Source organism: Chitinophaga sp. Ak27 (genome assembly GCF_012726295.1).
Lineage (GTDB): Bacteria > Bacteroidota > Bacteroidia > Chitinophagales > Chitinophagaceae > Chitinophaga.
The window spans coordinates 18,983-45,829 of sequence record NZ_JABAOB010000005.1; the positions used below are offsets into that span (position 1 = coordinate 18,983).

Sequence of the window (26,847 nt, forward strand, 5' to 3'; positions counted from 1 at the left end):
GCTTTCTGTTTTCAGCTTTACAAATATTTGTTAACGATTTCATAATTGTAGTATTTTTAATACTTCAATTTGTCATTTGAACTTTACCAAAATCTGAATTGCATGTACACTAAAATCTGTCGTTACCTCATTTGCATGTTGTGTAGCGCGCTATTAATCCCAACCGCCCTATTAGCACAAGAAACAACCGCTGATATAGCAGGCATTGTCGGAAGCAAAGAAGGCGCTGTGCCCGGAGCCAGTATCGTCGCCACTCACGTGCCAACAGGTACTAAGTACAACACCGTTTCCCGCAAAGACGGTCGTTTTAATTTACCTAACCTGCGTGTAGGCGGTCCGTATACGCTGACGATCTCTTACATCGGCTTTAAAGATGAAAAAAGGGAAAATATCTTCCTGTCGCTCGGCCAGGAATACAAAGCAGACGTAAATCTACAACCAAGTACCAGCACCTTAACTGAAGTAGTAGTTACTTCAGGCGTGCAGAACAAAGTGATTAATAAAGCCCGCACCGGTAGCCAGGAAGTAATTACCCGTGCCCAGATGGACCGGTTACCTACGGTAAGCCGCTCCATGCAGGATTTTACCCGGCTCACCCCTTCTGCCAATGGGTTGAACATCGGCGGCAGAAGCAACCAGTTAAACAACATCACGGTAGATGGCGCCAATTTCAACAACTCCTTTGGCTTGCAGCCTACACTAGGCTCCCAAACCAACTCCCAGCCTATCAGCCTGGAAGCGCTGGAACAAATACAGGTAAACGTATCCCCTTATGACGTAAGACAAGGTGGATTTTCCGGCGCCGGTATCAACAGCGTTACCAAGAGCGGTACCAATACCTTCAAAGGAACTGTATATACCTACATACAAACACCTGGCTTACAGGGCAGAAAAGTAGGTACCGTTACTGTTCCCAAGCCCGACTTCAACTATAACCTGCGTGGGTTCAATGTAGGCGGGGCCATTATTCCCAGTAAACTGTTCTTCTTTGTAAGTGCAGAACAGGAAAGAATTAAAGCCCCTGCAACCAGCCTTGTGGCTAACAAACCAGGCGGCGTAGCCGGGGGTAACGTATCCCAGGCGGTAGCCGATAGCCTGGACGCGCTCAAACAATTCCTGATAAAAAACTATGGCTATAATCCAGGCGACTACCAGGATTATACCTATAGAACACAGAGCGATAAAATAACCGTCAAAATAGACTGGAACGTAAACGACCATAATACGTTTACCTTCAAATACAACTACCTGAAATCTTTCCGCGATATTGCGGCCAGCAACAGTGGTGCACCAGGTGGAGGAGCAGTGGGAAGCGGCCGTCAACCAAGTGCTACCGGCCTACCATTTAGCGGTAGTGGTTATACCATCAATAACAACTTTAATATTTTTATTGCGGAATTAAATACCCGTATTGGCAACCGCGCCTCCAACAAGCTGCAGGTAGGATTTTCTGCTATGCGTGATTTCCGTAACGCATTATCTGAAGGCAATTTCCCGCTGGTAGATATTATGAATGGTCAGGGCGCCAGCTACACCGCTTTCGGCTACGAACCATTTACCTACAACAATAAGCTCAATACCAACGTATTCCAGTTGTCCGATATCTATACCATGTATAGAGGGAAACATGAAATTACAATTGGTACCCAAAACTATTACAAGACATTCCTGAATGGTTTTGCGCCTAATTATAATGGTAACTATCGCTTCAACACGCTGCAAGACTTCTACGCCAGCGCCATCAATGGATTGCCCACCGCGTCCCGTTATGCATTGAGCTATGCTACCACACCGGATAAATCGTTCCCATATGCTAAAATCAATATGATGGAACTGGGCGCCTTTGTTCAGGATAAATGGAGCGTAAATAACTACTTTACGCTGACCTACGGATTACGTGTAGACGTTCCTGTTATAGGCAGTACCTTCAGCAGAAACGACTCGCTGACAGCACTTACCTTTAGAGATGGTATCAAGGTAGATGTGGGCCAGGCGCCTAAAACAACCCCGTTGTTTTCACCGAGAGTAGGTTTCAACTGGAACGTAACCCACGACGGTAAAACGCAGATCCGTGGTGGCGCCGGTTTATTTGCGGGTCCCCCACCCGCCGTATGGTTGAGTAACCAGGCAGGTAACAACGGCGTGCAGTTTGGCTCCTTCACCGCACAAACCAGCAGCACCGTTCCAGTTATCAACTATCCATTCAGTCAAAATCCCGATACCTATAAGAAAAACTTTGAAGGCAAATTATCTCCTAACTATAACATAGCCGTTACAGACAGGAACTTCAAATACCCGCAGGCATTAAAGGCAACTTTGGCGGTAGACCGTCAGCTGCCGGGAGGCATTATCGGTACGTTGGAATTTAACTATACCAAAGATATCAACGCGGTATACTTCCAGAACATCAACCTGCCTGCTACAGGTTTCCAGCTGGACAGTACGCCTGATCACCGCCTCCGCTACAGCAGCTCTAAAATATATGCCGGCAACAGCCTGAGCAACCCTAATATCAGCGACGCTATCCTGATGCGTAATACTAATAAGGGCTACTCCTACTTCGCTACTATCCAGCTGCAAAAAAATACACCTAATCTTTACCTGAGTGCTGCCTATACTTATAGCAGATCACGCAGCGTAAACGATGGTGGCAGCATTGCGCAGAGCAACTGGCGCGATCGCCCGGTATCAGGTGATCCTAACGCCAATGAACTGGGTTATTCCAACTACTATCTGCCGCATCGCGTTGTACTGGCAGCCACTTACCGGTTCAACTGGGCCAAACACTTCGCTACCTCCTTCGGTATGATCTATGAAGCAGCACCCAGCCTGAACGGCCTGTATAATGCTACCTCCTATACCTATAATGGCGACGTGAATAATGATGGTTCCGGCGGAAACAACGACCTGATCTACATCCCACGAAATAAAAATGAAATTAAGCTGGTACCGGTAGGGTATGGCGACAAAACCTACAATCCTGCTACCAACGCCGACAAACGTACAGCAGACATCATCTGGAACCAGTTGGATAATTTCATTAAGCAAGACAGTTACCTGAGCAGCCACAGGGGCGAATTTGCAGAACGTAATGCTGTCGTGTTACCTTTCTCAAAAAGAATGGATGTTAATGTTACCCAGGATATTTACTTCTACAGCGGTAAAGATAAAACCAAGCATACCTTGCGTATCAGCCTGGATATTGTCAACTTCGGCAACCTGTTGAACAAGAACTGGGGCATTTCCAAAATGCCAAACGTACCTTCTTTCCTGAAGTATGAAGGACAAGTCAAAGATGCCGCCGGCAATGGCACTGCGGCTCCGGCTTACTCTTTCCCATACCAGGATGCAGCTAACCAGATCCCGGTAACCAACTCCTGGAGAGATAATACCAATACCATTTCCCGTTGGCAAGGCCAGCTGGGTATCCGGTATATGTTTAACTAATCGTATCACCTAAATTTTTAAACGGCCGTCTCATAAATATTGAGACGGCCGTTTTTTGTCTGAAAAATGCTATTTAAACTTCTATTTTTGTGCTCCAATTCGCAACAGCAGGCTATTTTAAAAACGAATCCGTGAGTAAAAAGTATTATATAATTGATTTTGACAGCACCTTTACGCAGGTGGAAGCCTTGGATGAACTGGCACGTATTTCCTTGCAGGACCGCCCTGACAGGGAACAGATCTACAAAAAAATAGAAGATTTAACCAACCTGGCCATGGATGGCAAGTTGTCGTTCCGGGAAAGCCTTGCTGGAAGGGTACAATTGCTGGAAGCCAATAAGGACCATCTGAAGCAGCTGGTGAAACACTTAAAAAAGCAGGTGTCGACCTCTTTTTCCAGGAACCGGAACTTTTTCAAACACCATTCCGATGATGTATTGATCGTATCCGGCGGATTTAAAGAGTTTATTACCCCGGTGGTGCTGCCCTTTCATATTAAAAAAGAAAACATTTACGCCAATACCTTTGTGTTCAATGAGGAAGGAAAAATCATCGGCTATGATGAAAGCAACCCTCTCTCCAACGAAGGCGGCAAAGTAAAATTATTGAAAGAGCTGCAACTGCAGGGCGAAATACATGGTATTGGCGATGGCTATTCTGATTTCCAGCTCAAGGAGTCTGGTATGATCAAGAAATTTTACGCGTTTACAGAAAATATAGAACGTAAGTCGGTGACCGAAAAGGCGGATCATATCACGCCCAGCCTGGATGAATTTTTATATGTCAACAACCTGCCTTCTGCTATCTCCTATCCGAAAAATCGTATTCAATGCCTGGTGATAGGCGATGTTCCGGAAGCAGCAGTAAAATACCTGAAAAAAGACGGATTTTCAGTGAAGCAGGCCACTTCCCTGGAAGACAAACAGTTGAAAGAAGCGGGGATTATTTTGTTGGGCAATAAAGAATCTATCCCGGCTGAAAAGCTGACTAAGGCCGGTAAACTGAAAGTGATCGGTTATTTTGGCAACAGCAAAAAACATATCCCGCAGGATACCTGTACAGACCGGGGGATTGTCATCTTCGACAATATCAAAAAACCTGAGTCCATTGCCAAAAGTATCGCGAAATTTATTAATACCGGAGATGCTTTCAAAAGCAGCAATTTCCCCAATATACCATTACCCAAGGTAAAGAATGGTCATCGCCTTATTCATATCCACCGTAATGTACCAGGCATTATGGCCAGTGTAAACCAGGTACTGGCTGATATGCAGCTTAACATTGTATCACAATTCCTGATGACAAACGAACGAATTGGTTATGTGATTACAGATATCAATGCCGCATATGACAAAAAGGTATTGAAGGAATTGAAGCAGATTAAGGATACCATTAGTTTCCGGGTAGTATACTAAAACGGCAGTTAGCCATTAGCTAAAAGCTAATGGCTAATTTTGCAAAGCATGTCGGAATGAATATTGAGCCCGATATTGGTTAAATTATAAAGGTGCTCGCTACCCACTAGCCATACGATTTCACAGATTTCCCGCTCTGAGAAATGTGCCAGCAACAGGGCAAATGTGGCTGGGTTTACTTTTTTATCTTTTGTAAGATCAGTGACATAGTCAAGTGCCACCCGTTCTGCTGCGGAAAAAAGAGGGCTGGTACTATAATGTTCCAGGGCATCAAATTTTGCCTCATCCATAGATTCCTTAACAACGCTCCAGCGGGCAGCATCCATACAGAAAAGACAGATATTAATACGCGCTACCTGCTCCCGGATCAGCATCACCAATTCCCGTGGTAATTGTAGCTTTTTGTCCAATTGCGATACTTTGCCGTAAAACATACCGAAGGCTGCCGGCAGTCGTACGGAATGCACTTTCAGCGGCATCAGCACTTTTCCGAATTGCTTACGGGTAAAGAAATACGCCAGTTTCATCATCAGCCCTTTAGGCTTTTCAATGGGAGATAAGAAGGTATCCATATGTTATTGTTTTTTGTTTTATACCTTAATAAGGACTGGCCGGACAGAAATTGGACAAGGGAAGGGAATTATTTTAAGATCAGCTGTTTATTTACATGACGACGCTTTTTATGCCGCATAAAGGCATTGTCTATTAATTTTATTATCATTATCTTGGATCAATTGTTTCAAAATACTTTTGTCTAGCTATGGGGGAGCCTGTAGAGGAAGGCCATCAAGCCGCCACGTTATTACAGCAAGAGTTGACCTCTCTTGAACTGGTCTTTAAAGAGTGCTACCCGGTTCTCCTCGCTTACGCCTGCAAGTTTGTATCACGCGAAACGGCAGAAGATATCGTACAGGATGTTTTTGTCCAGATATATAAAAAAGGTACTTCTCTTCATATTACCACCAATATCAAAAGCTACCTGTTTCGCAGCATTCATAACAGCTGCCTGGATTATATCAAACACGAAGCCGTACATCAACGCTATATTAATGCAGCTTTCCCGGTATTGACAGAGGCGGAGTTGAATTATTTTAGTCCCGATGGGCCCCGGCAAAGCCTGTTGGAGCAAGACAACCTGGCAGCCAGCGTATGGCGTGCCATAGAAGACCTCCCACCCAAGTGCCGGGAAGTAGTGAAGCTTCGGTACCAGCAGGGGCTTAAAACAGGCGAAATTTCCGCCGCCATGGGTATTTCTTCCCGTACCGTGGAAACGCAACTCTATAAAGCCATTAAGCAACTAAAGAACATCGTACGAAAAGTAAATTACCTGTTTTCCGTTATGTATTAGCCCCGGGTTTACCACCTCTTCACCTTTTTTCTAAAAAAAACAAAAAAACTGTACGTAGAAATAATCCCCTTGTCGTCTAAATAAATGACATGTCACTACATTACAATACCAACGATTTGGATTATAGCATTTTAATAAAGTTCATCGAAGGTCAGGCCAGCAGGGAAGAAGCAGCGGAGGTAGTTGCGTGGCTGCAGGCATCGCCCAGCAACCAGGCACTATATTTCCAGGTAAAAGACATCTTTGATCAGCAACTGGCAGCGAAGATTCCGGCTACTGCAGCCGAGGAAAGCTGGCGCCAGGTAACAGAGAAGCTATCGGCTTCGTCGCAGCCGGCTCCAGTAAGGCGATTAGGCTGGCTGAAAGTGGCAGCGGCAATAGCCATACTATTACTGGCAGGAGGTACTGCCATTTACCTGCTTACCAGGACCGCCCCTCAGCCGGCGCCCCTGGCAGTATTGGTAGCCAAGAAAACAACAGTACAAACCATATTGCTGCCAGACAGCACCCGGATATGGGTTAAACCGGGCAGCTCCCTGAAAATGCAGGATACAAAAGATGGAGCTACCCGCGAAGTATGGCTGGAAGGCAGCGCTTATTTTGAAGTCGTTAAAAAAGCTGCCCAACCATTTACCGTACATATTCCGGATATGACAGTAACCGTGCTGGGAACTTCTTTTACCGTTAATGATGATCAGCGCCATGCTATGGTGATGGTCAACACTGGTCTGATTAAAGCCACCGCCTTTCAACAGGAATTGTTGCTGCACCCAGGGGAAAGAGGAAAGATCGTAGATAAAAAAATCCTGACAGATCATATCAACCCGCAGCTGTATGCAGCCTGGAAGGATGGGAATTATAAATTTGAAAACACTTCCGTGGGGGAAATAAAAGAATTATTGCACGCAAACTACGGATATGAAGTAGAAATATTACAACCACAAAAGTTTAAGGATACCAGGATCAGCGGGCGAGTGCTCATTACCGATGAAATAAGTTTATGTAAAGCATTGTCCGCTATGCTGGAAGCAGATGTTCATAAAACAGGTAACCGGATTATTATTCAACCAAAGTAAGCATGTTAAAAACAAAGTATCGTCAAAAACCGAACAGGTAATTATCATTAATTCTGAAAATTCTTATTGTGAAAAGCCTGGTTATTGCAGTCTTATTGGGCAACTGCAGTGATGTAGCGCGCATTAGTGGATAAAATATTTATCATGTACCTCCTACTAACCGGGAGCACTGCGGGCCAGGTAATATCCATATTTTTTCTCGTAGCCATATACTAGCAACAGTGACAATAAATAACAATAATGAAACGAAACACAACGGTAGCAGTACCACTTTAATGATGTAGTCTTTTAACCAAATATGTAGTCTTTAACCAAAATTTTTTTCGTTATGAAATTTGGATCTCTACGGCATTGCCTGAAGGGAATGGCCGGCCTATGTCTTGTACTGGCCGTTACCCCTTCTTCCTTACAAGCGCAGGATGCAATGGCCAGCATCCAGGATCAATCCCGCCAGGAGCGAGGTAGAAGTAGTCCCTCAGATATCCCGGGCACACAAATGATACCACTGAGGGATATCCTGGAAAAAATTTATACCAGGTATCAGCTGAGGATTGCGCTCAATGAAAAATATGCAAAAGATATCTATCTCCCTGATAAAATACTGAAAATGGAATCCTCAAAAGTGGTTCCGTTTCTACAGAAAGCACTACAAACCCATAACCTGACACTGAACCAGATGGGGGAATCGCAATATGTGATTGCACCAGTCAGTCACCCCGCCCCCGCAGTACGCAAACCCGCCGTTAAGCTGAAAGTATCCGGCACCGTAAAAGACAAGCTGGGAGCGGCACTGGTAGGCGTAACCGTAAAAATAGTAGGAACGCCCACAGGCACTACCACCAATGATAAAGGCTATTATGAGCTGGATGTAGAACCAACAGACATACTTGAATTTTCCTATATCGGTTATCAATCTCAGCAGATCACCGTTAGAAATAAAGTAGATATCAACGTAGAAATGCTGGCGAAAGAAGGCGGGCTCAATGAAGTGGTGGTAGTAGGATTTGGCGCACAAAAGAAAATCAGCCTGGTAGGCGCACAGTCTACCATTAAACCAGAGGAGCTGAAACTGCCGGTAAGAAGTTTAACCAACGCCCTGGGCGGCCGGCTGGCGGGCATTGTAGCTGTACAACGCAGTGGCGAACCCGGCTATGATGGCTCCGATATCTGGATACGTGGTATTTCTACCTTTGGCTCCAGTCCACGTGGCCCGCTCATTATCGTAGATGGTGTGCCCGATCGTAGCATTAATGACCTGGACCCTGAAGACATTGCCAGCTTTACCGTACTGAAAGATGCTTCCGCTACCGCCGTATACGGCACCCGCGGCGCTAATGGCGTTATCCTGGTAAATACCAAATCCGGCAAGCCTGGCAAGCCACAGATCAACCTGGAGCTGAACCAGGCCATCACGAAATTTACACAACTACCCAAATTTGCAGACGCCCCCACCTTTATGAGATTATACAATGAAGGGCTGCAAATGAGAGGCAGGACACCACTGTATTCCGATGAACAGATACAAAAACATATTTCCGGTGAAGACCCCGACCTGTATCCCAACGTTGACTGGTTTAATGTACTGTTTAATAAATTCGGTCAGAGCAGAAGAGCCAACCTCAACGTGCGCGGAGGCTCTGAGTTTGCCACGTATTATATTTCCGCCGGTTATTACTCAGAAGTAGGTTTGCTGAAACGCGATCATGTACAATCCTATAATTCAGATATTAAACTAGACCGGTATAATTTCACTACTAACGTTGACGCCAATATCACCAAAACAACCAAACTGGAATTAGGCATCAACGGTTTTATTATCAACAGCAATTATCCGGGTATTGGCACCAATGCTTTGTTCGACCTGGCTACTCAGGTGCCGCCTCACCTGATACCGCCACAGTATTCCAATGGCCAATGGCCTAAGATTCCCGGAGGAAGCTATCCCAGCCCTTACCGCAATCTTACCCAATCCGGTTATGCTACAGAATACCGCAATACCATCCGTTCCAATATCAGGCTGCGCCAAAACCTCGACTTCTTCGTGAAAGGGCTTTCGTTCACCAGTATGTTTGCATTTGATTCCTATGGCTGGAATAACCTCAACAGGAAAAGGGAAGTGCAAACCTATTACGCTACCGGACGTGACTCTGCCGGCAACCTGTTGACAAACATTGTTGATCCGGGCTCTAATGTACTGGGATTCGATGTATCGAGAGGAGGCAACCGCCGGTTTTATACCGAAACCGCATTGAACTACGCCAATAAATTCGGCGATCACGATGTTTCCGGTTTATTACTCTATAACCAGTCAGATTATATAGATGCGGATGCCGGTACCCTCATTTCCTCCATTCCTTACCGTATCAGGGGGTTAAGTGGAAGAGCTACCTACGGTTATAAGAACCGCTACTTTGCAGAAGCTAACTTCGGTTACAATGGATCAGAAAACTTCACACCCAATAAACGTTATGGCTTGTTTCCCTCTTTTGGAGTGGGTTGGGTAGTATCCAATGAAAGCTTTTTTGCGTCGCTCAGTAACGTATTCAGCTACTTCAAACTCCGCTATACCTATGGTTTATCCGGAAATAGTAATACCGGTTCCCGCTTCCTGTTCCTGACCAGGATAAGGGCAGATAACGGCCTCGGCTATACGTTTGGCGTACCCGGAAACACTTCCTGGTACAGCGGCCTGGAAGAAGACCAGATTGGCTCCGAGGTAAGCTGGGAAACAGGTAAACGCCAAAACCTGGGCATCGAAATAAAGGCATTCCATGACGAGCTTTCGCTGATCGTGGAATTATTTAAAGAGCGCAGAACAGGTATCCTGCTAAGACAATATGATATTCCTTACGCTTCCGGCTATACGAGCGGTAATATACCTTACCGGAATATAGGTATTACGGAGAATAAAGGCATTGACGTAACCCTTGACTATAACAAATCATTTTCCAAGAACTATTGGATTGGGTTTAGGGGTAACTTCAACTTCAATATCAACAAAGATGTATACGATGGTTTACCACCATGGCAATATCCCTGGCTGAACCGTACCGGTCATCCTATTGATCAGCGTTTCGGTTACGTAGCACTGGGCTTATTCGCAGATTCTGCTGAAATCACCAAATCGCCCAAACAGGCGGGAGATGTACGCCCAGGCGACATCAAATATAAAGACCTGAACGGCGATGGACTGATCAACAGCTACGATCAACAGGCCATTGGCTACGGTTCAGTACCCCGCATCGTATACGGCCTCAATTTCAGCGTAGGCGCCAAAGGATTTGATCTAAGCCTGTTTTTCCAGGGAGTAGCGATGGTAGACTTCATGTACAGCGGTGGACATGCCACTAACCCATTCTATGAAGGACCTACTATCGGCAATCTATATACGGTAGCAACCGACCGTTGGACACCCGACAACCCTAATACACGGCCTTTCTACCCAAGGATGTCAACCCGGCAGGATATTACCACCAACTATTATGAGAGCACGTGGTGGATGAAACGGGCCGATTATATACGCCTGAAAAGTGCAGAGCTGGGCTATACTTTCAGCGGTGATAAATTGCAGCGATTTGGCTTAAAGAACATACGTACTTATGTAAATGGTACTAACCTGTTTACCATTTCTCCCTGGAAAATATGGGACCCGGAATTGGGCGATGGCAGAGGCACCGCTTATCCTAACACCACTTCATTCAACTTTGGCATCCGCGCTAACTTCAAATAAAACTGAACACTATGATGCGTCGTTTATTCAAAAAAAATATCCTGTTGCTGCTACTGCCTGCATTGCTGGCGGCTGGTTGTAAAAAAGGATATCTCAATACCGTACCGGACAATATTACCACGCTGAAAGATGTATTCAGCAACAGGGCCATGACAGAGCAATGGCTGGCACGCCTGTATAATCCCATGCCCGATATGTGGGCCCAGCCTTATAGCATTCCGTGGACGGGGCAATGCGATGAAGTAGACTATGCCTGGGTACAACCGGGTATTAACTCAGGCGCCATCACTCCGGATAATGCCAGTCCTTCCTACTGGAACGGCTACTATCAAACCATTCGGCAGGCAGCCATTTTCCTGAAGCATGCCGATGAAAATAAAGAAATCACCGCGCAGCCGGGCGGGGTGGAGCTGCTGAAACAATATAAAGCAGAAGCACGGTTCTTGAGGGCTTACTATTACTGGCTATTGATGCGTCAATATGGACCAGTAGTATTAATGGGTGAGGAACCCAAACTTCCTGAAGATGATTTCCAGATTCCAAGAAGTCCCTGGGACGAATGCGTAGCTTATGTATTATCCGAAATGGATAAAGCGATGCCTGATTTGCCGGTACAACACATGAACCCGGTAGATCCTACACAACCGGATGTAACGCAAACCGGTCGCATTACCAAACCTATCGTGATGGCGGTAAAATCGCAGATATTGCTGTATAGCGCCAGCCCCTTATTCAATGGCAATAGTGAATTGAGCAACTTTAAAAACTTCGATGGAACCACTTTATTCAACCCCACCTTCGATAAAGAAAAGTGGAAGAAAGCGGCGGACGCAGCTAAAGCAGTGATAGACCTTAACAGGTGGGAATTATACACCGTAGCGGATCCTGATCCATTCCGGGCTGCCTTTCTTTCCTGCCGGAATTTATTCTTCGATGGCTGGCAAAAAGAAGCCATCTGGATACGGACCAGCTCTGATCACGTAGGCAACTGGGAGCGGCACTGCTCGCCCAGGTGCGCCAATGGCTCCGGCTGGAACGGTATTGCCGTAACCCAGGAAATGGTGGATGTATTCCGCATGGCCGGTGGCAAACCGATTACAGATAACACCAGCGGCTATACAGAAAGCGGGTTTACAGATGTAGCTACCCCGTACTATGTAAGTGGCACTTCCAACATGTACCTTGGACGTGAAGCCCGATTTTATGTAGATGTGACCTTTAATGGTTCGGTGGTACCGGTAGTACCTCAAACCGGGCAAACAAGGGTAGAGTTTTTCTTTACCGGTAACTCTGGTAAGAACGGCGCCCCCCGCGACTGGCCCTCCACAGGCTATACTGCCCGTAAAAATATCCATCCCAATACAGACTTCAGAAGTGGTAGAAGCTTCTCCCGGCCGGCTATGATGATCCGTCTCGGTGAAATTTACCTGAACTATGCAGAAGCGCTGAACGAATATGATCCCGGAAATCCCGACATCTTAAAATATCTTAACAAGATCCGCAACAGGGGAGGACTTCCGGATATGGTAGCCGGCGCCAGCCAGTTGGAAATGCGCAAACAGATCCACCTGGAACGACAGATAGAACTGATATTTGAAGGACAACGTTATTGGGATGTGCGTCGCTGGAAAGTGGCCAATACACCAGAACAGCACCAGGGCGGACAGTTTCACGGGATGAACATTGAAAAAGGCAGCTTCCTGTCGGACCCCGAGTTCCATAAAAGAATAGTGGCCTTTACCCGGGCGCAATGGGATAATAAATTTTATTTTTATCCAGTACCCCAGAGTGAAATTGACCGGAATAAGAAATTAGTGCAGTTTCCGGGGTATTAAAATATTGATAAACAAAAAAGGAGATGTTTTCTGTCAGCAGAAAACATCTCCTTTCTTTTTATAAATTCTTAGCCTGTACTATGTTCCAGTAGCTTTGCGGCTTGTAAAAAGTAAAATAATCCCGGGGGCGACAATTTCCTGTGGGTATTGTCGTTTATTAATACAACAAACCAGGCAGCATCTTACCACCTCCCTGATGCAGATTCTCTTTCCGCCTTTGAAATGAAATGCTATAGTGTAGATGTTGACTAAAAAAAAAGACCTGCAAGCTAAAAAACCCGCAGGTGTTCATAACCTATGCCAACTTTAGAGTAATCGTTAAAACTTAAACCGTTAAAATCTATAAAGCTTAAGTCCTGTAATATTTTGAGTATTGTTCTTTTTTGTATTTGTGCGTTTATAAGTGATAACGCAATGGAAAATATATTTGTTCAAAAAATGCTAAAAAATTTTGGTTTTAACTTTTTGTGCCTTTTCAGGCGTGCTTCATAATTACTTACGAATACATATTTCCTTTGGATTGCTAAAATGGAAAAAAAATTAAAAAATTTATTATTATTTAATTTTTAAATATATAAGTAAATGTTTACTTGATATCCTGACAAATTTCGATCAAAACCCCGTTACTGTGCTTAGGATGCAGGAAACATATTAACTTATTATCTGCTCCTTTTTTGGGTGTTTCCTGGAGTAAAACGAAGCCCTCTTCCTGTAATCTTTTCATTTCCGCATAGATATCCGCTACTTCAAAAGCGATATGATGCATACCCTCTCCTTTTTTATCCAGGAACTTTGCGATGACGCTTTCCGGCCCGGTGGCCTCCAGCAATTCAATCTTGGTTTCGTTCTGTTGAAAAAAGGCAGTCATCACCTGTTCACTGGTTACCTCTTCCTGCTTATAACAGGGGGTATTCAACAACTTTTCAAATAAGGGAACGGAAGTAGACAAAGAATTTACAGCTATGCCAATATGTTCTACCCTGAGCATGTTTAATTGTTTTGAATGTATGCCAAATGCAGTATCCGTATAGCTTTTGCGGTCTGCTTAACCCGGTAAAAATAGAACTTATGTTGTAAATTTGTTAGGTTCGGCTTTTCTATAAAAGAAAGATTATGACGTTACAGTTGCCTGTTTACCTGGATAATAATGCTACCACTCCGTGCGATCCGCGGGTGGTGGCGGCTATGCTGCCTTACTTTACCGAAATATTCGGCAATGCCGCAAGCCGCAGTCACCCCTTTGGCTGGGCAGCAGAAGAAGCAGTCGACTATGCCAGGGAACAGGTAGCCCGGCTGATTGGCGCAGTCCCCCGCGAAATCGTTTTTACTTCCGGTGCTACCGAAGCAGTGAACCTCGCTATTAAAGGGGTATACGAGATGTATGCCGGCAAAGGTCATCATATTATTACGGCGGTCACCGAACATAAAGCTGTACTGGATACCTGCAAGCACCTGGAAAAATCCGGCGCCAACATTACCTGGTTGCCGGTAGACAAGGAAGGGCTGATTAACCCGGCGGCACTGGAAGCAGCTATTACGCCGCAAACGATCCTCATCGCCATCATGTATGCCAACAATGAAACAGGGGTGATACAACCCATTCGGGCCATCAGCGATATTGCCAGGAAACACGGTGTGCTGCTGATGTCGGATGCTACGCAGGCTACCGGCAAAATCCCGGTAGACGTTAATGCCGACGGTATTGACCTGCTCACCCTCAGCGCCCATAAAATGTACGGCCCAAAAGGCGTTGGCGCATTATATGTACGTAGCCGGTCGCCCCGCGTAAAGCTCGCCGCCCAGATAGATGGAGGCGGCCATGAAAGAGGGATGCGCTCAGGTACCTTGAATGTACCCGGTATCGTGGGACTGGGAAAAGCTGCTGAACTGTGCATGGCAGAAATGGCCGCCGACACTCAACGCCTGGCGCCCATGAGGGACCGGCTACAGGCAGCCTTACTACAACTCGAGCAATCCTATGTAAATGGTTCCGCGGCGCATCGCCTGCCCCATACCTGCAACCTGTCATTTAAATATGTAGAAGGAGAAGCCCTCATGATGGGCTTCAACAAAACCATAGCTTTGTCTACCGGCTCCGCGTGCACCTCTGCCTCTATGGAGCCCAGTTACGTACTGAAGGCCATGGGACTCGCCGACGACCTGGCACGCGCCTCCATTCGCTTCGGCCTGGGCAGGTTTACCACCGATGAACAGGTAGACTATGTGATCCGAACCATCACAGATACGGTCAACCAGCTGAGGAGTACCAGCCCCATCTGGGAAATGTATAAAGATGGCATAGACCTCGATACAATAGCCTAAAGCTAATGGCGTTTATCTATATTTGTATCTTTACTAATATCCTAATCCTTACAAACTGTTCATGCTAGCCATCTTTAAGAAAGAGATAAACCAGTTTTTCAGCAGTGTTACCGGCTATGTGGCCATTATCCTGTTTTTGCTGGCAAACGGATTGTTATTGTTCGTTTTTCCGGATACCAGCCTGCTCGACACGGGCTATGCCAACCTGGATCCGTTATTTGAACTGGCGCCGCTTATTTACCTCCTGCTCATACCTGCTATTACCATGCGCTGTTTTGCCGATGAATTTAAAACCGGTACCATGGAATTACTCAGCACCAAACCACTGAGCGGGTGGCAAATTGTAATGGGTAAATTCTGGGGCAGCCTGGTGATTGTACTCATTTCCCTGATACCTACTGTGGTCTATTATTTTGCTGTCCGCCAGCTGAGTGTGGATAACCAGGCACTGGACACCGGCGGCATTATCGGTTCTTATATAGGATTGGTACTGCTGGGCGCCGTATTTACCGCTACCGGCATCTGGTCGTCGTCTTTAACCAACAATGCCATGGTAGCCTTCCTGATAGCGCTTTTCACCTGCTTTATATTTTATAACGGCTTCGATGCCCTCAGTAAAATCCCTGCTTTAAGCGGTGGGGCCGATTATTACCTGCAAATGGCCGGGATCAAATTTCACTATACTTCGATCAGCCGGGGCGTAGTGGACAGCCGTGACATCATTTATTTCATCAGCATCATCGGGTTGATGCTCTATCTCACTAAATTATCCCTGCAAAGAAAACTCTGGCAAAACGGGTAAAAGACCTGCCGACTAAATGTTATGGCTACACGAAAAAAATATATACAACGGGCATTAACGGTAATACTGGTACTCACAGGCATTAATATTGCCGCCGCCTATTTCCATGGCAGGTGGGACCTGACAGCCGAAAAAAGATATACGCTCACCGCCAACACGCGGCAAATGCTGCGTAAACTGGACAGCCCGGTAGAAATAGAAGTGTTCCTGAAAGGTGATTACCCTGCCAGCTTCCGGCAGCTGGCGCAGGCCACTACGGAACTGCTGGAAGAGTTCCGGGAATATGGCAAACAAAACATCCGTTTCAGCTTTATCAATCCCGGCCAGGGCATGACCGATTCTGCCCGCCTGAAATTCCTCGGAGAGCTCACCGCACAGGGCATTATGCCTTTTAATATGAAAGTGCAGCAGGAATCTAATGACGGCTTTGCGGAAAAGCTGATCTTCCCTGGCGCACTGGTGCATTACAAAGGCAAAACCATTGGGGTAAACCTCCTGAAAAACCAGGGAGGACAAGATCCGATGCAAACCATGAATAACTCCGAAGCCCTGCTCGAATACCAGTTTGCATATGCCATCAATAAATTACAGGAAAAAGAAAAGCCGCTGGTAGGCTATATGCTGGGCCATGGCGAATCGCTGGGTGCCGAAGTATACGATGCACTCACCACACTCCAGACCAATTACGCCCTGGATACGCTCACGCTGCAATCGGCCGCTTATATTCCACATGATTTCGATATCATCTTATTTGCCAAGCCAGCAGGCGCTTTCAACGATGTGGATAAGTTAAAAATAGATCAGTATGTGATGAATGGCGGCAAGGTACTGTGGTTTATCGATGAGTCGAATGCCACGCTGGACAGTCTGCAACAGCATCCGAACTTCTTTGCGTTTGACCGCGGGCTCAACCTCGAAGATCTCCTGTTTCGCTACGGGGTACGTATAAACCAGGACCTGGTGATGGACCTGCAAAGTGATGCTATTCCGCTGGTGGTGGGTAATGTAGGCAACCGGCCGCAGATACAACCGGTACCTTTCCCCTATTTTCCGCTGCTGATGCCCACCAAAGCCCATCCCATCGTAAAAAACCTCGATATGGTGCTGAGCCGGTTTGTGAGTTCGTTAGATACCATTAAGAATGATGCTATCAGCAAAACTATTTTGCTTACTTCCGGCAATAACAGCCGTACCAACCGTTTGCCGGCGCAAATAGGCTGGGATATTGTAAAAACGCAGCCCAATCCACGGGAATATAGGGCTAAACACCTGGCTACCGCGGTATTGCTGGAAGGACATTTTACGTCGCTTTTCCACAACCGCCAGGACCCTGCTGCTGTGAGCGCCTTACAACAGGCTTCCGGTAAGCCTTTCCGCGATGCCACCGATACAACCAACAAAATGATTGTAGTAAGTGATGGCGATTTAATCGCCAACGCCGTATCCCGCAAGGAAGGCCCCCTGCAAATGGGTATCAACGAATTTAATCCCGGCTTCGCCTTTGCCAATAAAGAGTTTTTCCTCAATTGCCTGGCCTACCTCAGTGGTAACGGCGGCATCATGGAAGCCCGCAACAAAGAGCTGGCGCTGCGTTTGCTGGATGGAGAAAAGATCAGGCAGGAGAAAACCAAGTGGCAGACCATCTGTTTCCTGGTACCGGTGGGACTGGTGCTCTTGTTTGCCATGATATTTCAATTTATACGGCAACGAAAATTTGCAGAATAGCGCTTAAATATTGGCTTTAAACGCTTTAATAAGAAAATTGTAACATATCTGCGGTACTCAACCGCACCTTGCTAACAGTCGTTTTCTTATCTTTGCCCCTCATTAAAGCGGAATTGTGCTATGACACCAACACAATTAACCTATCTCATATTCTTTATTGTGATAGTGGTGGCGGTGATTTTTGACCTGGGCCTGTTTAGTAAAAAGAACCAGAAAACCAGCATCAAAACGGCACTATGGCAAAGTATCTTCTGGATAGGGTTGTCGTTCCTCTTTTTTGGCTTCATGTGGTTTGAAGATGGCTCCGAAGCAGCGATTAGCTTTATGAGCGCTTATCTCATGGAGAAATCGTTATCGATGGATAACATTTTCGTATTTATTCTCATCTTTAGTTTCTTCAAAATAAAAGAGGAAAACTATGCCAGGGTATTATTAATAGGAATTGTATTAGCCATCATCTTTAGAGCGATCTTTATCAGCATAGGCGTAGTATTAATCCGGCAGTTTGAATGGATATTATACATATTTGGCGCCTTCCTGTTGTATACCGGTTACAAAATGTTTACCGCTAAAAGTGAAGATGAATTTAAACCGGAAGAAAATTTCGCTTATCGCTTTATGAGCAAACATATGCGGATAACCATGGAAGCGCCAAAAGGGCGATTTATTATCCGTAAACATAATAAGGTTTACCTTACCACGTTATCTCTCGTTGTGGTAATGCTGGCGGTGACTGATATCATCTTTGCACTGGATTCCATTCCGGCTGTATTTGCCATATCACAACAACCGATGGTGGTGTACACCTCAAATATATTTGCGGTATTAGGGCTCAGGTCCTTGTTCTTTTTACTGAGGGGAGCGGTAGATAAATTTGATTATCTGCCCCAGGGCATTGCCATTGTACTTATTTACATTGGCCTTAAGATGCTGGCAGCGTATTTTATACACGTACCCGTGTATGTATCGCTGATTGTAATAGTGGCATGCCTGGGCGGTTCCATTCTTTACTCCCGCTATCGTCAGAAAAAAGGATTACCGGAAGCAGACGTGAAGTAAAAAGCAGCGGCATGCGATGTTTGCAACTGCTAAGTGATTATTCAAACCTGATAAACGTGTATAACGCAGCAAGTATCAACAAGACTTTGAAAGGGGAATTGTTGCAAGAGACCGGATTTTCTGAAATTGACCATCTTTTATTGGACAGCCGGAAGCTGAGCTTCCCTGAAACATCCCTGTTCATTCCTTTAGTTAGCCCCCGGCGCAATGCCCATCAGTACATTGAAGAATTGTACCGTAAAGGTGTCAGCAATTTTATTGTGAGCGAACCTGTGCCACTGGAAAAGTATCCAAAAGCCAATTTCATTCTCGTAAAAGATACCTTACAGGCCCTGCATACGCTGGTGGCTTTTCACCGGCAGCAGTTTCACATCCCGGTAATTGGGATTACCGGCAGCAATGGAAAAACCATCGTAAAAGAATGGCTGTACCAGCTGCTGGAAAAGGATTATAACATTGTACGCAGTCCCAAAAGCTACAACTCACAAATAGGCGTTCCCTTGTCGGTGTGGCAAATGAAGCCTGAACACCAGCTGGCTATTTTTGAAGCGGGTATTTCCCAACCTGGCGAAATGGTAAACCTGGAAAAGATTATACGCCCTACCATCGGCATTTTCACCAACATTGGCGAAGCGCATAGCGAAGGGTTCCTGAATATCCGGCAAAAGATCAACGAAAAGCTGGTATTATTTGCCAAAAGCGATATCCTCATTTACTGTAAAGATTATCTCGCATTAAATGAGTGCGTACTGTCTTTCCACAACCAGGTGGGTAAAAAAGAAAACCAGGAAGGTGGCGGCGGTGGACCGGAACTGTTTTCCTGGTCCAGGAAAACGGATGCCGACCTTCGTGTAACCACCGTAGAGAAACTCGATAATCATACCCGCATAGAAGTGCTTTACAAACAGGAACCCCTGCAGTTCAGCATTCCGTTCGTAGATGAAGGTTCTATCGAAAATGCCATTCACTGTGTAGCCCTGATGCTGTACTTGGGCAAAGAACAAGCCGTTATACAACAACGGATGGACCAGCTGAGCAATATTGCCATGCGGTTGGAACTCAAACAGGGTATTAATAATTGCTCAGTAATCAACGACGCCTATAACCTGGACCTCGGTTCTTTAACCATTGCGCTTGACTTCCTTCAGCAACAGCAGCAACATGCCACCCGCACGGTTATCCTCAGCGATATCCTGCAAAGCGGCAAAAGCGATGCTACCCTGTATGAAGAAGTAGCAGACCTGCTGCAGAAGAAGGGCATCAATAAATTAGTGGCCATTGGCAAGAACATTGGCCGCGAGAAGAAAAGTTTCCAGCAGGTAGAAGGACTGAAAACGCAGTTTTTTACTACTACAGATGAATATATCCAGCAATTCAATGCGGATGACTTCCAGAATGAAACCATACTGGTAAAAGGTTCCAGGATATTCCAATTTGAGCGTATTGGCAAGTTGCTGGAGCAGAAAGCGCATCAGACCATCCTGGAAATCAACCTGTCGGCTATTTCCCATAACGTGAAGCTGTACCAGTCGATGCTGAAACCGGATACCCGGTTAATGGCCATGGTAAAAGCGTTTTCCTATGGCAGCGGCAGCTTTGAAATTGCCAATCTCTTACAGTTCCATGGTGTAGATTACCTGGCGGTGGCCTATGCCGATGAGGGAGTAGAGCTAAGAAGGGCAGGTATTACCATGCCGATCATGGTGATGAATCCTGAACCCGCCAGTTTTGACGCCATTCTTCACTGGAACCTGGAACCGGAAATTTATTCCATGCAGATCTTACTGCAGTTTATGGAAGAAATAGCGGCAGCCGGCAAAACCGAGTTCCCAGTACATATCAAGCTGGATACCGGTATGCACCGCCTGGGCTTTGTGAAGAGCGAGATCACTGAACTGGGCCAGGTATTAACCGCCAGCCGCCTGATGAAAGTACAGTCTATCTTCAGCCACCTGGCTGCCAGTGAAGATCCGGAAAAGGATGCACTGACCCAGCAGCAGGGCCGGTTGTTTTACGATATGAGCCACGAATTGCAGAAAGCCCTGGGCTATGCAGTGATCCGGCATATTGCCAACAGCGCCGCTATTACCCGCCATCCGGAATTACAGCTGGATATGGTGCGTTTGGGTATCGGTATGTATGGCATAGATAGCAGTAATGGTATCCAGGAACAGCTCCGCAATGTGAGCACCCTGAAAACCACGGTAGCACAGTTGAAGCACCTGGATGCCGGCGATACCGTAGGTTACGGCGCCAAATGGACCGCCAAAGGGCCGGCAGTAACGGCTACCGTACGTATAGGCTATGCAGATGGTTATCCCCGCCGCTTAGGCCAGGGGGTAGGCAAAATGCTGATCCGTGGTAAACTGGCGCCGGTAGTGGGCATTGTGGCCATGGACATGCTGATGCTGGATGTGACCCATATCCCCGACGTTATGGAGGGGGACGAAGTGATTGTATTTGGACAGGATTTATCCGTACAGGAGCTGGCTGCCTGGGCTGACACCATTCCTTATGAAATATTAACAGGAATTTCACAACGTGTAAAAAGGGTATATTTCCAGGAATAAGGATATTGCAGGCTTCGACTTTGAAATAAACTATTATTTTTGATAAAATTTTAATATCAGTTGAAATATCGTCACGTAATATTTATCGTTATCCTTATCCTTGTTATTGACCAAACGCTGAAGTTCTGGATCAAGACGCATATGTTTATGCAACAGGAGTTTGTGATTTTCCCTAACTGGTTCCGGATACATTTTATTGAAAACGAAGGAATGGCCTATGGGCTTACGTTTGGAGGTGACTTTGGAAAAATTCTGCTGACTACGTTCCGCCTGGTGGCTGTAGTGGTAGGATTTGTGTACATGAAGAAACTTATCAGGGAAAAATACAGCACTGGTTTGCTGATCTGTGGTTCCCTCATCCTGGCGGGAGCTGCCGGCAACCTGATAGACAGTATGTTCTATGGACTGATCTTCAACGACAGTATAGGATATGAAGTAGCTAAATTTTTGCCTGCCGGTGGCGGATATGGTAGCTTCTTACACGGCCGCGTGGTAGATATGCTGTATTTCCCCATCTACGAAGGATATCTGCCCAGTTGGGTACCTTTCAAAGGCGGCGATTATTTCGTGTTCTTCCGCCCGGTATTCAATGTCGCTGATGCGGCTATTTCTACCGGCGTCATTTCTATACTATTGTTCCAGAAACGTTTCTTTGGAAAACATATGCATCCTAAAGCCGCCGCCGATCGGCCGGTAGCAAAGGACCATGCAGCTTAATTACCTTTTTTCAATATTTATAGGGAAAAGCGTTCACCTACGGTGAACGCTTTTTTTATTTCCTCCGGTGAGATATCCTCTCTTCTCCGGATGACTGGTATTCCTCTCCCGGATAAAAAAATTTGTGCTCCGCTCCCCGCATGTTGAAACCTTATTCCCAGTGACTTAAACCCTATACTGCTACCGGTTTACAATCGTCAGGTCGGCTTTTTTCCAATAAATACGGCTCATTTGCTTTGAAATGAAAAATACCCGGATTATATTTGTCTACTAATTCTATAGACTATATGGTTTTAAAATTTACAAATGATTCATTTTCAATACGATGTTGCGGCACGACATCGTTTTAAACTTCCCTTATCAATTTATCTTTCCAGCATCTATAATGACAACAACACTATGCAAAAGTTCTTACCTATACTGGCAAAATACCTTTTTGCGATATTGGTATTCAGTCCGGTACTAGTACAGGCACAGCTCAACGGCTCCTACGTAATCCAGGGTAATATTACAGACGACCACGGCAATGCTCTTCCCGGCGCATCGGTGCAGATCAAAGGCACTTCCTTTGGCGCACAAACAGATGCCAACGGCCATTTTGAAGTAACCACCAACGCGAAGTTTCCATTGAAACTGGTGTTTCGCCTCATCGGCTATCAACCCCAGGAATTTGAAGTAAAAAACAGCAGCAGCAAACTGGCCATACAGCTGTTTACCCAGTCACTGCTGGTAAACGAAGTAGTCGTATCAGCTTCCCGCCAACAGGAAAAGATGTTGCGCTCCCCGGTAGCCATCGAAAAGCTGGATATCCGCGCATTGAAGGAAACCCCTTCCTCAACTTTCTATGATGCCCTGGGCAACCTCAAAGGCGTTCAGATGACCACTGCCGGCCTTACCTTCAAAGTATTTAACACCCGCGGTTTCAACGTACCCAATAACTTCCGCTTCATGCAGCTGGTAGACGGTGTAGACAACCAGGCCGCCACCCTGGGCGTACCGTTGGGTAACGCTATCGGGCCTACGGAGCTGGATATCTCCAGCGTGGAAGTAACACCCGGCGCTTCTTCCGCCCTGTATGGTATGAACGCCATCAATGGCATGTCTAACCTGGTCACTAAAAACCCATTCCAATACCAGGGCGTAAGCGTATACCAGAAAATTGCCGTTAACCATATCGGCGATGCCGGCGGCGCAAAGCCACTCACAGAAACGGCTATACGGTACGCGCAGCAATACGGCCGCATATTTGCCTGGAAAGTAAACCTCAGCTATATGCAAGGTACCGACTGGTATGCCGACAGCCACAACGACTTCTCCCCCCAATCGAAAGCCAACCCCGATTTCCCACAGCTGAGCGGCCCTAATAACATCGCCAATGACGCCTGGAATAAATATGGGGATAACGCCAATATCCAGATCATCGATAAAGACGGTCGCGCTTATAACGTACACCGCACCGGCTACTGGGAAAAAGATATCGTAGGTGATTACACCGTTAAGAATAAAAAAGCCGACTTCTCCTTCAACTTCCGCCTACCTCACAAAATGGAATTATCCGCTTCCTATCGCTACGGCGAAATGGATGGATTCTTCCAACGCGGTAACCGTATCGGCCTGAGGGGCGTCACCGTGCAAAATGCCAAGCTGGAACTGGTACACCCCGACTTTACCGTGAGGTCTTATATCTCCATTGAAAACACCGGCGACTCATACAATATGAACCCGCTGGCCGATAACCTGGAGAAATCTTTCAAGCCGGATAAAAAATGGGCGTCTGACTATACCACCGGTTTAAACAATGCATTGACTTCCGGCGCCGACCTGGTAGCTGCACACCAGGCTGCCCGCGCCTTTGCAGACGCCGGCCGCTGGACACCCGGCACGCCTGCATTTGATGCCCAGGTAACTAAAATTAAAAGTATCAACGACTGGGATATTTACCCTACTTCCAAGAACCCGAACAATACCAGCGGTGGCGCAGCGCTCCTGCAAAAAAGCCGCTTCTATCATACAGAAGGTACCTGGAACCTGCGTAAATACATACACTTCGCCGATGTGCTGGTAGGCGCCGACTATCGCACCTACGAAATCATCCCCGATGGCAACAACTTCGTTGACTTTTCCCTGCCTATGGATAAACGCAATACTCCAGGCGGAAAGCACATCTGGTACGGGAAATACGGCGGCTTCGCCCAAATCAGCAAGACGTTTTTCAACGACGCGCTCAAGCTAACCGGTTCCCTGCGCTACGATAAAAACGAACAGTTCGACGCCAAAGTAAATCCCCGTATTGCAGCAGTATACAGCATCAAAGACAAACACAACTTCCGCATTTCCTGGCAGAACGGATTCCGCTTCCCATCCCTGTTTGAGGCCTATTCCTTCGTAAACAACGGACAGGTAAGGCGTGTAGGCGGCCTGGCATTTATTGAACAGGGCCTCGGCTACTTCAAAAATTCCTTCCTCACCAGCACAGTAGATGCGTTTGGGGTAGCGGTGAATAAAACCATCAATGCAGAACACATCTCCAAAGATGCTGCTGCGGCTAAAAATGCAGGTATACTGAAAGTGGCTAACCTCGATCCTATTGTACCGGAACAAATCACTTCTTTCGAAGCTGGTTACAAAGCGGTGTTGCTGGATAACAAATTGTTTATTGACGTAGACGGTTACTATAGTTCTTATAAGCATTTCATCGGGCAAATAGAAGCAGCGGTGCCTAAAACGGGCAATGTAAACAACCCGGATCAAAGCGTGCTGAATCAAATGCTGGATAAATCGCAGCAAGACCGGTACCGCGTATGGACCAACAGTAAGTCGACGGTTAACAACTACGGGTTTGCAGTAGCAGTAACCTATGATATCTACAAAGGTTACACCGTGAGCGGCAACGCCAACTATAATAAACTGGCGCAGGATAAAACAAAAGATGATGCCCTCATCCCCGGCTTCAATACTCCTGATTGGTTTACCAACGTGAGTGTGGGTAACCGTAATGTGATTAAAAACATTGGCTTCAACGTAGTATGGCACTGGCAGAATACTTTCTACTGGCAAAACCTGTTTGGCAACGGCGACGTGCCTTCTTACAGCACGGTGGATGCACAGATCACTTACCGCGTGCCGAAAATCAATACTTCCTTTAAACTGGGTGCTTCCAATGTATTGAACTCAAAATACTTCCAATATGTAGGCGGACCTACTATCGGCGGGCTCTATTACTTATCTGTAACATACGATAACATATTTAAGAGAGGCAAACAATAAACAAGCAGGGATGATTCCCCGCCGTGTGCTCATAGGAACGCCGTGTACTTACAACAAGTACACGGCGTTTTTGTAATAGGGTTTCAAAGGGTTGCTTATTTACCAATTTTTGCATCAAGTGTTTTACTTCCTTTTACCAATACTGTTACATAAGAAATCATATTTCCATTGTTATCCACCTCATGCCTGGCCGGCATAGCAATATTGTTCATCCTTATTGTACGATAATCCCCGGCGAATGCGGCTTTCCACTGGAAAGTGCCTTTACCGGTATGACTAAGCACTGTTTCTTGCGCGGTATGGCTGACAGCAATCGTTGTATGGAGTACCCGCAAATTGCTTAATGCAGCATGGCTTCCACTTTTACCCCGATATAAAGTAGTGATGCGTTTCGCTGCAGCATCCGGCTCTATTCCCATCAGCCCTCTTACAATTGCTTCCAGCACAGCAAAAGATACTTCAGGATATTCCCTTCTTGGGGTAGCGGGGTCTGTGAGTTGCAGTATATACTCACTGGCTTTCAGCCAATAGCCTTGTTTAAACAAAATTACCGGCAAATAGGAAGTGGTTTCCACATTCCACGTACCGGCGGTGAGCCGGGCGATGGTTGCACGGCTCCGGGTGCTATCTCTCAGCGCATCAAACCATAACAGGAAAACAGCTCCTTCTCTGGTGCCAAACTTACCATTGTCATTGTACCAGGTGTAGTAACGTGTCTGCGCTTCATTCCACCAAACGTCATCTATCTGCTGCTGGTATCGGGCAGCTGTTTGCACCAGTTGTGCCACTTTGGCCGCATTTCCCCTGGCTTCTAAAATAGCAGCATAAGACAATAATCCCCGGTAAATAGTGGCGATCAGATCAACGCCCATTTTCAGGTCCGCTACATTTTCCACATAAGACGGTAGCCCCCGGCAAACATGAAAATTATCCTGTTGATTAAAAGGGAAGGGGGCATTGGGATGTGTAGGCCTGGTCAGCAGGGAGTCCGGCTCCAATACCCACTTGCGGATATATTCCTTTGTTGTTTTATCAAAGAAATTCGTCAACACAGGATCTGTGATATAGGAAGTATCACCGGTCCATTGGTACAGTTTCCAACAGGCTGTCAGGATATCGAAATTGGCATTGAGGTTATACCAGAAGGCGGTATCATTCCGGTAATCTTCGGGTGCGGGTTTTCCATACCTGTTGATTTCCCAGTAAGTGCACCAGTCTTTCTTTGCGGAGATATGCCGGGCAAAGGCGCCGATCATATTCTTGTTTTCTTTATCCAGCCCATATATGGTTGCTCCTATGGTTTGGTGTGCTATATCGCGCATGCAAAAGGCCATGCGGGACGGCAATGCAGCTTCATACCAGGGCCCCACCGGGTCGGTCGGATTGCCCTGGTAGTGCCGCACCATACTTCCGGCCCATTCATAAGCCCGTTGCATAGCGCTGTCTGATGAGGTAAAAACAGTAGGGGTCTGGGCTTTTGTGCAGCAGTAGCTCGCCAGCAGCAGCAGCGGCAGTAAACATATCTTCATTGTTT

16 protein-coding genes are annotated in these 26,847 nt (G+C 46.2%); 13 read left to right on the forward strand and 3 right to left on the reverse strand.

All coding sequences use genetic code 11. The features are described 5' to 3' along the window. Positions 1-102: 102 nt before the first annotated feature. Both HGH90_RS17455 and HGH90_RS32125 read left to right on the forward strand, forming a co-directional pair. Positions 103-3,447, forward strand: coding sequence for a carboxypeptidase regulatory-like domain-containing protein (locus HGH90_RS17455; RefSeq protein ID WP_248277029.1), 3,345 nt, complete (start codon positions 103-105; stop codon positions 3,445-3,447). A 131-nt stretch (positions 3,448-3,578) separates the two neighbouring features. Beyond that, on the forward strand, positions 3,579-4,862 hold the full coding sequence (locus HGH90_RS32125; RefSeq protein ID WP_168766724.1) for an HAD-IB family phosphatase: 1,284 nt from the start codon (positions 3,579-3,581) through the stop codon (positions 4,860-4,862). Positions 4,863-4,888: 26 nt separating this feature from the next. Here the strand turns inward: HGH90_RS32125 and HGH90_RS17465 are convergent, their stop codons facing one another. Beyond that, positions 4,889-5,434: a carboxymuconolactone decarboxylase family protein gene (locus tag HGH90_RS17465; RefSeq protein WP_168766723.1), complete on the reverse strand. Its 546-nt coding sequence runs from the start codon at positions 5,432-5,434 to the stop codon at positions 4,889-4,891. A 188-nt stretch (positions 5,435-5,622) separates the two neighbouring features. Here HGH90_RS17465 and HGH90_RS17470 point away from each other — a divergent pair, with 188 nt between their 5' ends. The 4 genes from HGH90_RS17470 (at position 5,623) to HGH90_RS17485 (ending at position 12,851) form a co-directional block, all read left to right on the forward strand. After that, on the forward strand, positions 5,623-6,210 hold the full coding sequence (locus tag HGH90_RS17470) for an RNA polymerase sigma-70 factor (RefSeq protein ID WP_168766722.1): 588 nt from the start codon (positions 5,623-5,625) through the stop codon (positions 6,208-6,210). Positions 6,211-6,299: 89 nt separating this feature from the next. Then, positions 6,300-7,286 (forward strand): FecR family protein, encoded by a 987-nt coding sequence (locus HGH90_RS17475; protein ID WP_168766721.1) that lies wholly within the window; start codon positions 6,300-6,302, stop codon positions 7,284-7,286. A 328-nt stretch (positions 7,287-7,614) separates the two neighbouring features. Beyond that, positions 7,615-11,016 carry a SusC/RagA family TonB-linked outer membrane protein gene (locus HGH90_RS17480; protein ID WP_168766720.1) on the forward strand — a complete coding sequence of 1,134 codons (3,402 nt, stop codon included), beginning with the start codon at positions 7,615-7,617 and terminating at the stop codon, positions 11,014-11,016. Between the two features lie 11 nt (positions 11,017-11,027). Beyond that, positions 11,028-12,851, forward strand: coding sequence for a RagB/SusD family nutrient uptake outer membrane protein (locus tag HGH90_RS17485; RefSeq protein ID WP_168766719.1), 1,824 nt, complete (start codon positions 11,028-11,030; stop codon positions 12,849-12,851). A gap of 586 nt (positions 12,852-13,437) precedes the next feature. Here the strand turns inward: HGH90_RS17485 and mce are convergent. Further along, positions 13,438-13,839: a methylmalonyl-CoA epimerase gene (gene mce / locus HGH90_RS17490; RefSeq protein ID WP_168766718.1), complete on the reverse strand. Its 402-nt coding sequence runs from the start codon at positions 13,837-13,839 to the stop codon at positions 13,438-13,440. Positions 13,840-13,964: 125 nt separating this feature from the next. On the opposite strand from mce, the gene HGH90_RS17495 reads away from it, so the two are divergent. The 7 genes from HGH90_RS17495 to HGH90_RS17525 all read left to right on the forward strand — a co-directional run bounded on the left by HGH90_RS17495 (position 13,965) and on the right by HGH90_RS17525 (position 25,313). Beyond that, positions 13,965-15,173, forward strand: a complete 1,209-nt coding sequence (locus HGH90_RS17495) for an IscS subfamily cysteine desulfurase (protein ID WP_168766717.1) — start codon at positions 13,965-13,967, stop codon at positions 15,171-15,173. A 61-nt stretch (positions 15,174-15,234) separates the two neighbouring features. Next, positions 15,235-15,975 carry a gliding motility-associated ABC transporter permease subunit GldF gene (gldF, locus tag HGH90_RS17500; RefSeq protein WP_168766716.1) on the forward strand — a complete coding sequence of 247 codons (741 nt, stop codon included), beginning with the start codon at positions 15,235-15,237 and terminating at the stop codon, positions 15,973-15,975. A gap of 21 nt (positions 15,976-15,996) precedes the next feature. Further along, positions 15,997-17,700, forward strand: a complete 1,704-nt coding sequence (gene gldG / locus HGH90_RS17505; RefSeq protein ID WP_168766715.1) for a gliding motility-associated ABC transporter substrate-binding protein GldG — start codon at positions 15,997-15,999, stop codon at positions 17,698-17,700. Between the two features lie 120 nt (positions 17,701-17,820). Beyond that, on the forward strand, positions 17,821-18,759 hold the full coding sequence (locus HGH90_RS17510; RefSeq protein ID WP_168766714.1) for a TerC/Alx family metal homeostasis membrane protein: 939 nt from the start codon (positions 17,821-17,823) through the stop codon (positions 18,757-18,759). Positions 18,760-18,770: 11 nt separating this feature from the next. Further along, entirely contained in the window at positions 18,771-21,329 is a 2,559-nt protein-coding gene (locus tag HGH90_RS17515; RefSeq protein ID WP_211093099.1) for a bifunctional UDP-N-acetylmuramoyl-tripeptide:D-alanyl-D-alanine ligase/alanine racemase, read from the forward strand. A gap of 60 nt (positions 21,330-21,389) precedes the next feature. Next, on the forward strand, positions 21,390-22,046 hold the full coding sequence (locus HGH90_RS17520) for a lipoprotein signal peptidase (protein ID WP_168766713.1): 657 nt from the start codon (positions 21,390-21,392) through the stop codon (positions 22,044-22,046). 399 nt (positions 22,047-22,445) lie between these two features. Beyond that, on the forward strand, positions 22,446-25,313 hold the full coding sequence (locus tag HGH90_RS17525; RefSeq protein ID WP_169191646.1) for a TonB-dependent receptor: 2,868 nt from the start codon (positions 22,446-22,448) through the stop codon (positions 25,311-25,313). Positions 25,314-25,408: 95 nt separating this feature from the next. Here the strand turns inward: HGH90_RS17525 and HGH90_RS17530 are convergent, their stop codons facing one another. Beyond that, positions 25,409-26,842 (reverse strand): hypothetical protein, encoded by a 1,434-nt coding sequence (locus HGH90_RS17530; protein ID WP_169191647.1) that lies wholly within the window; start codon positions 26,840-26,842, stop codon positions 25,409-25,411. Positions 26,843-26,847 lie beyond the last annotated feature (5 nt).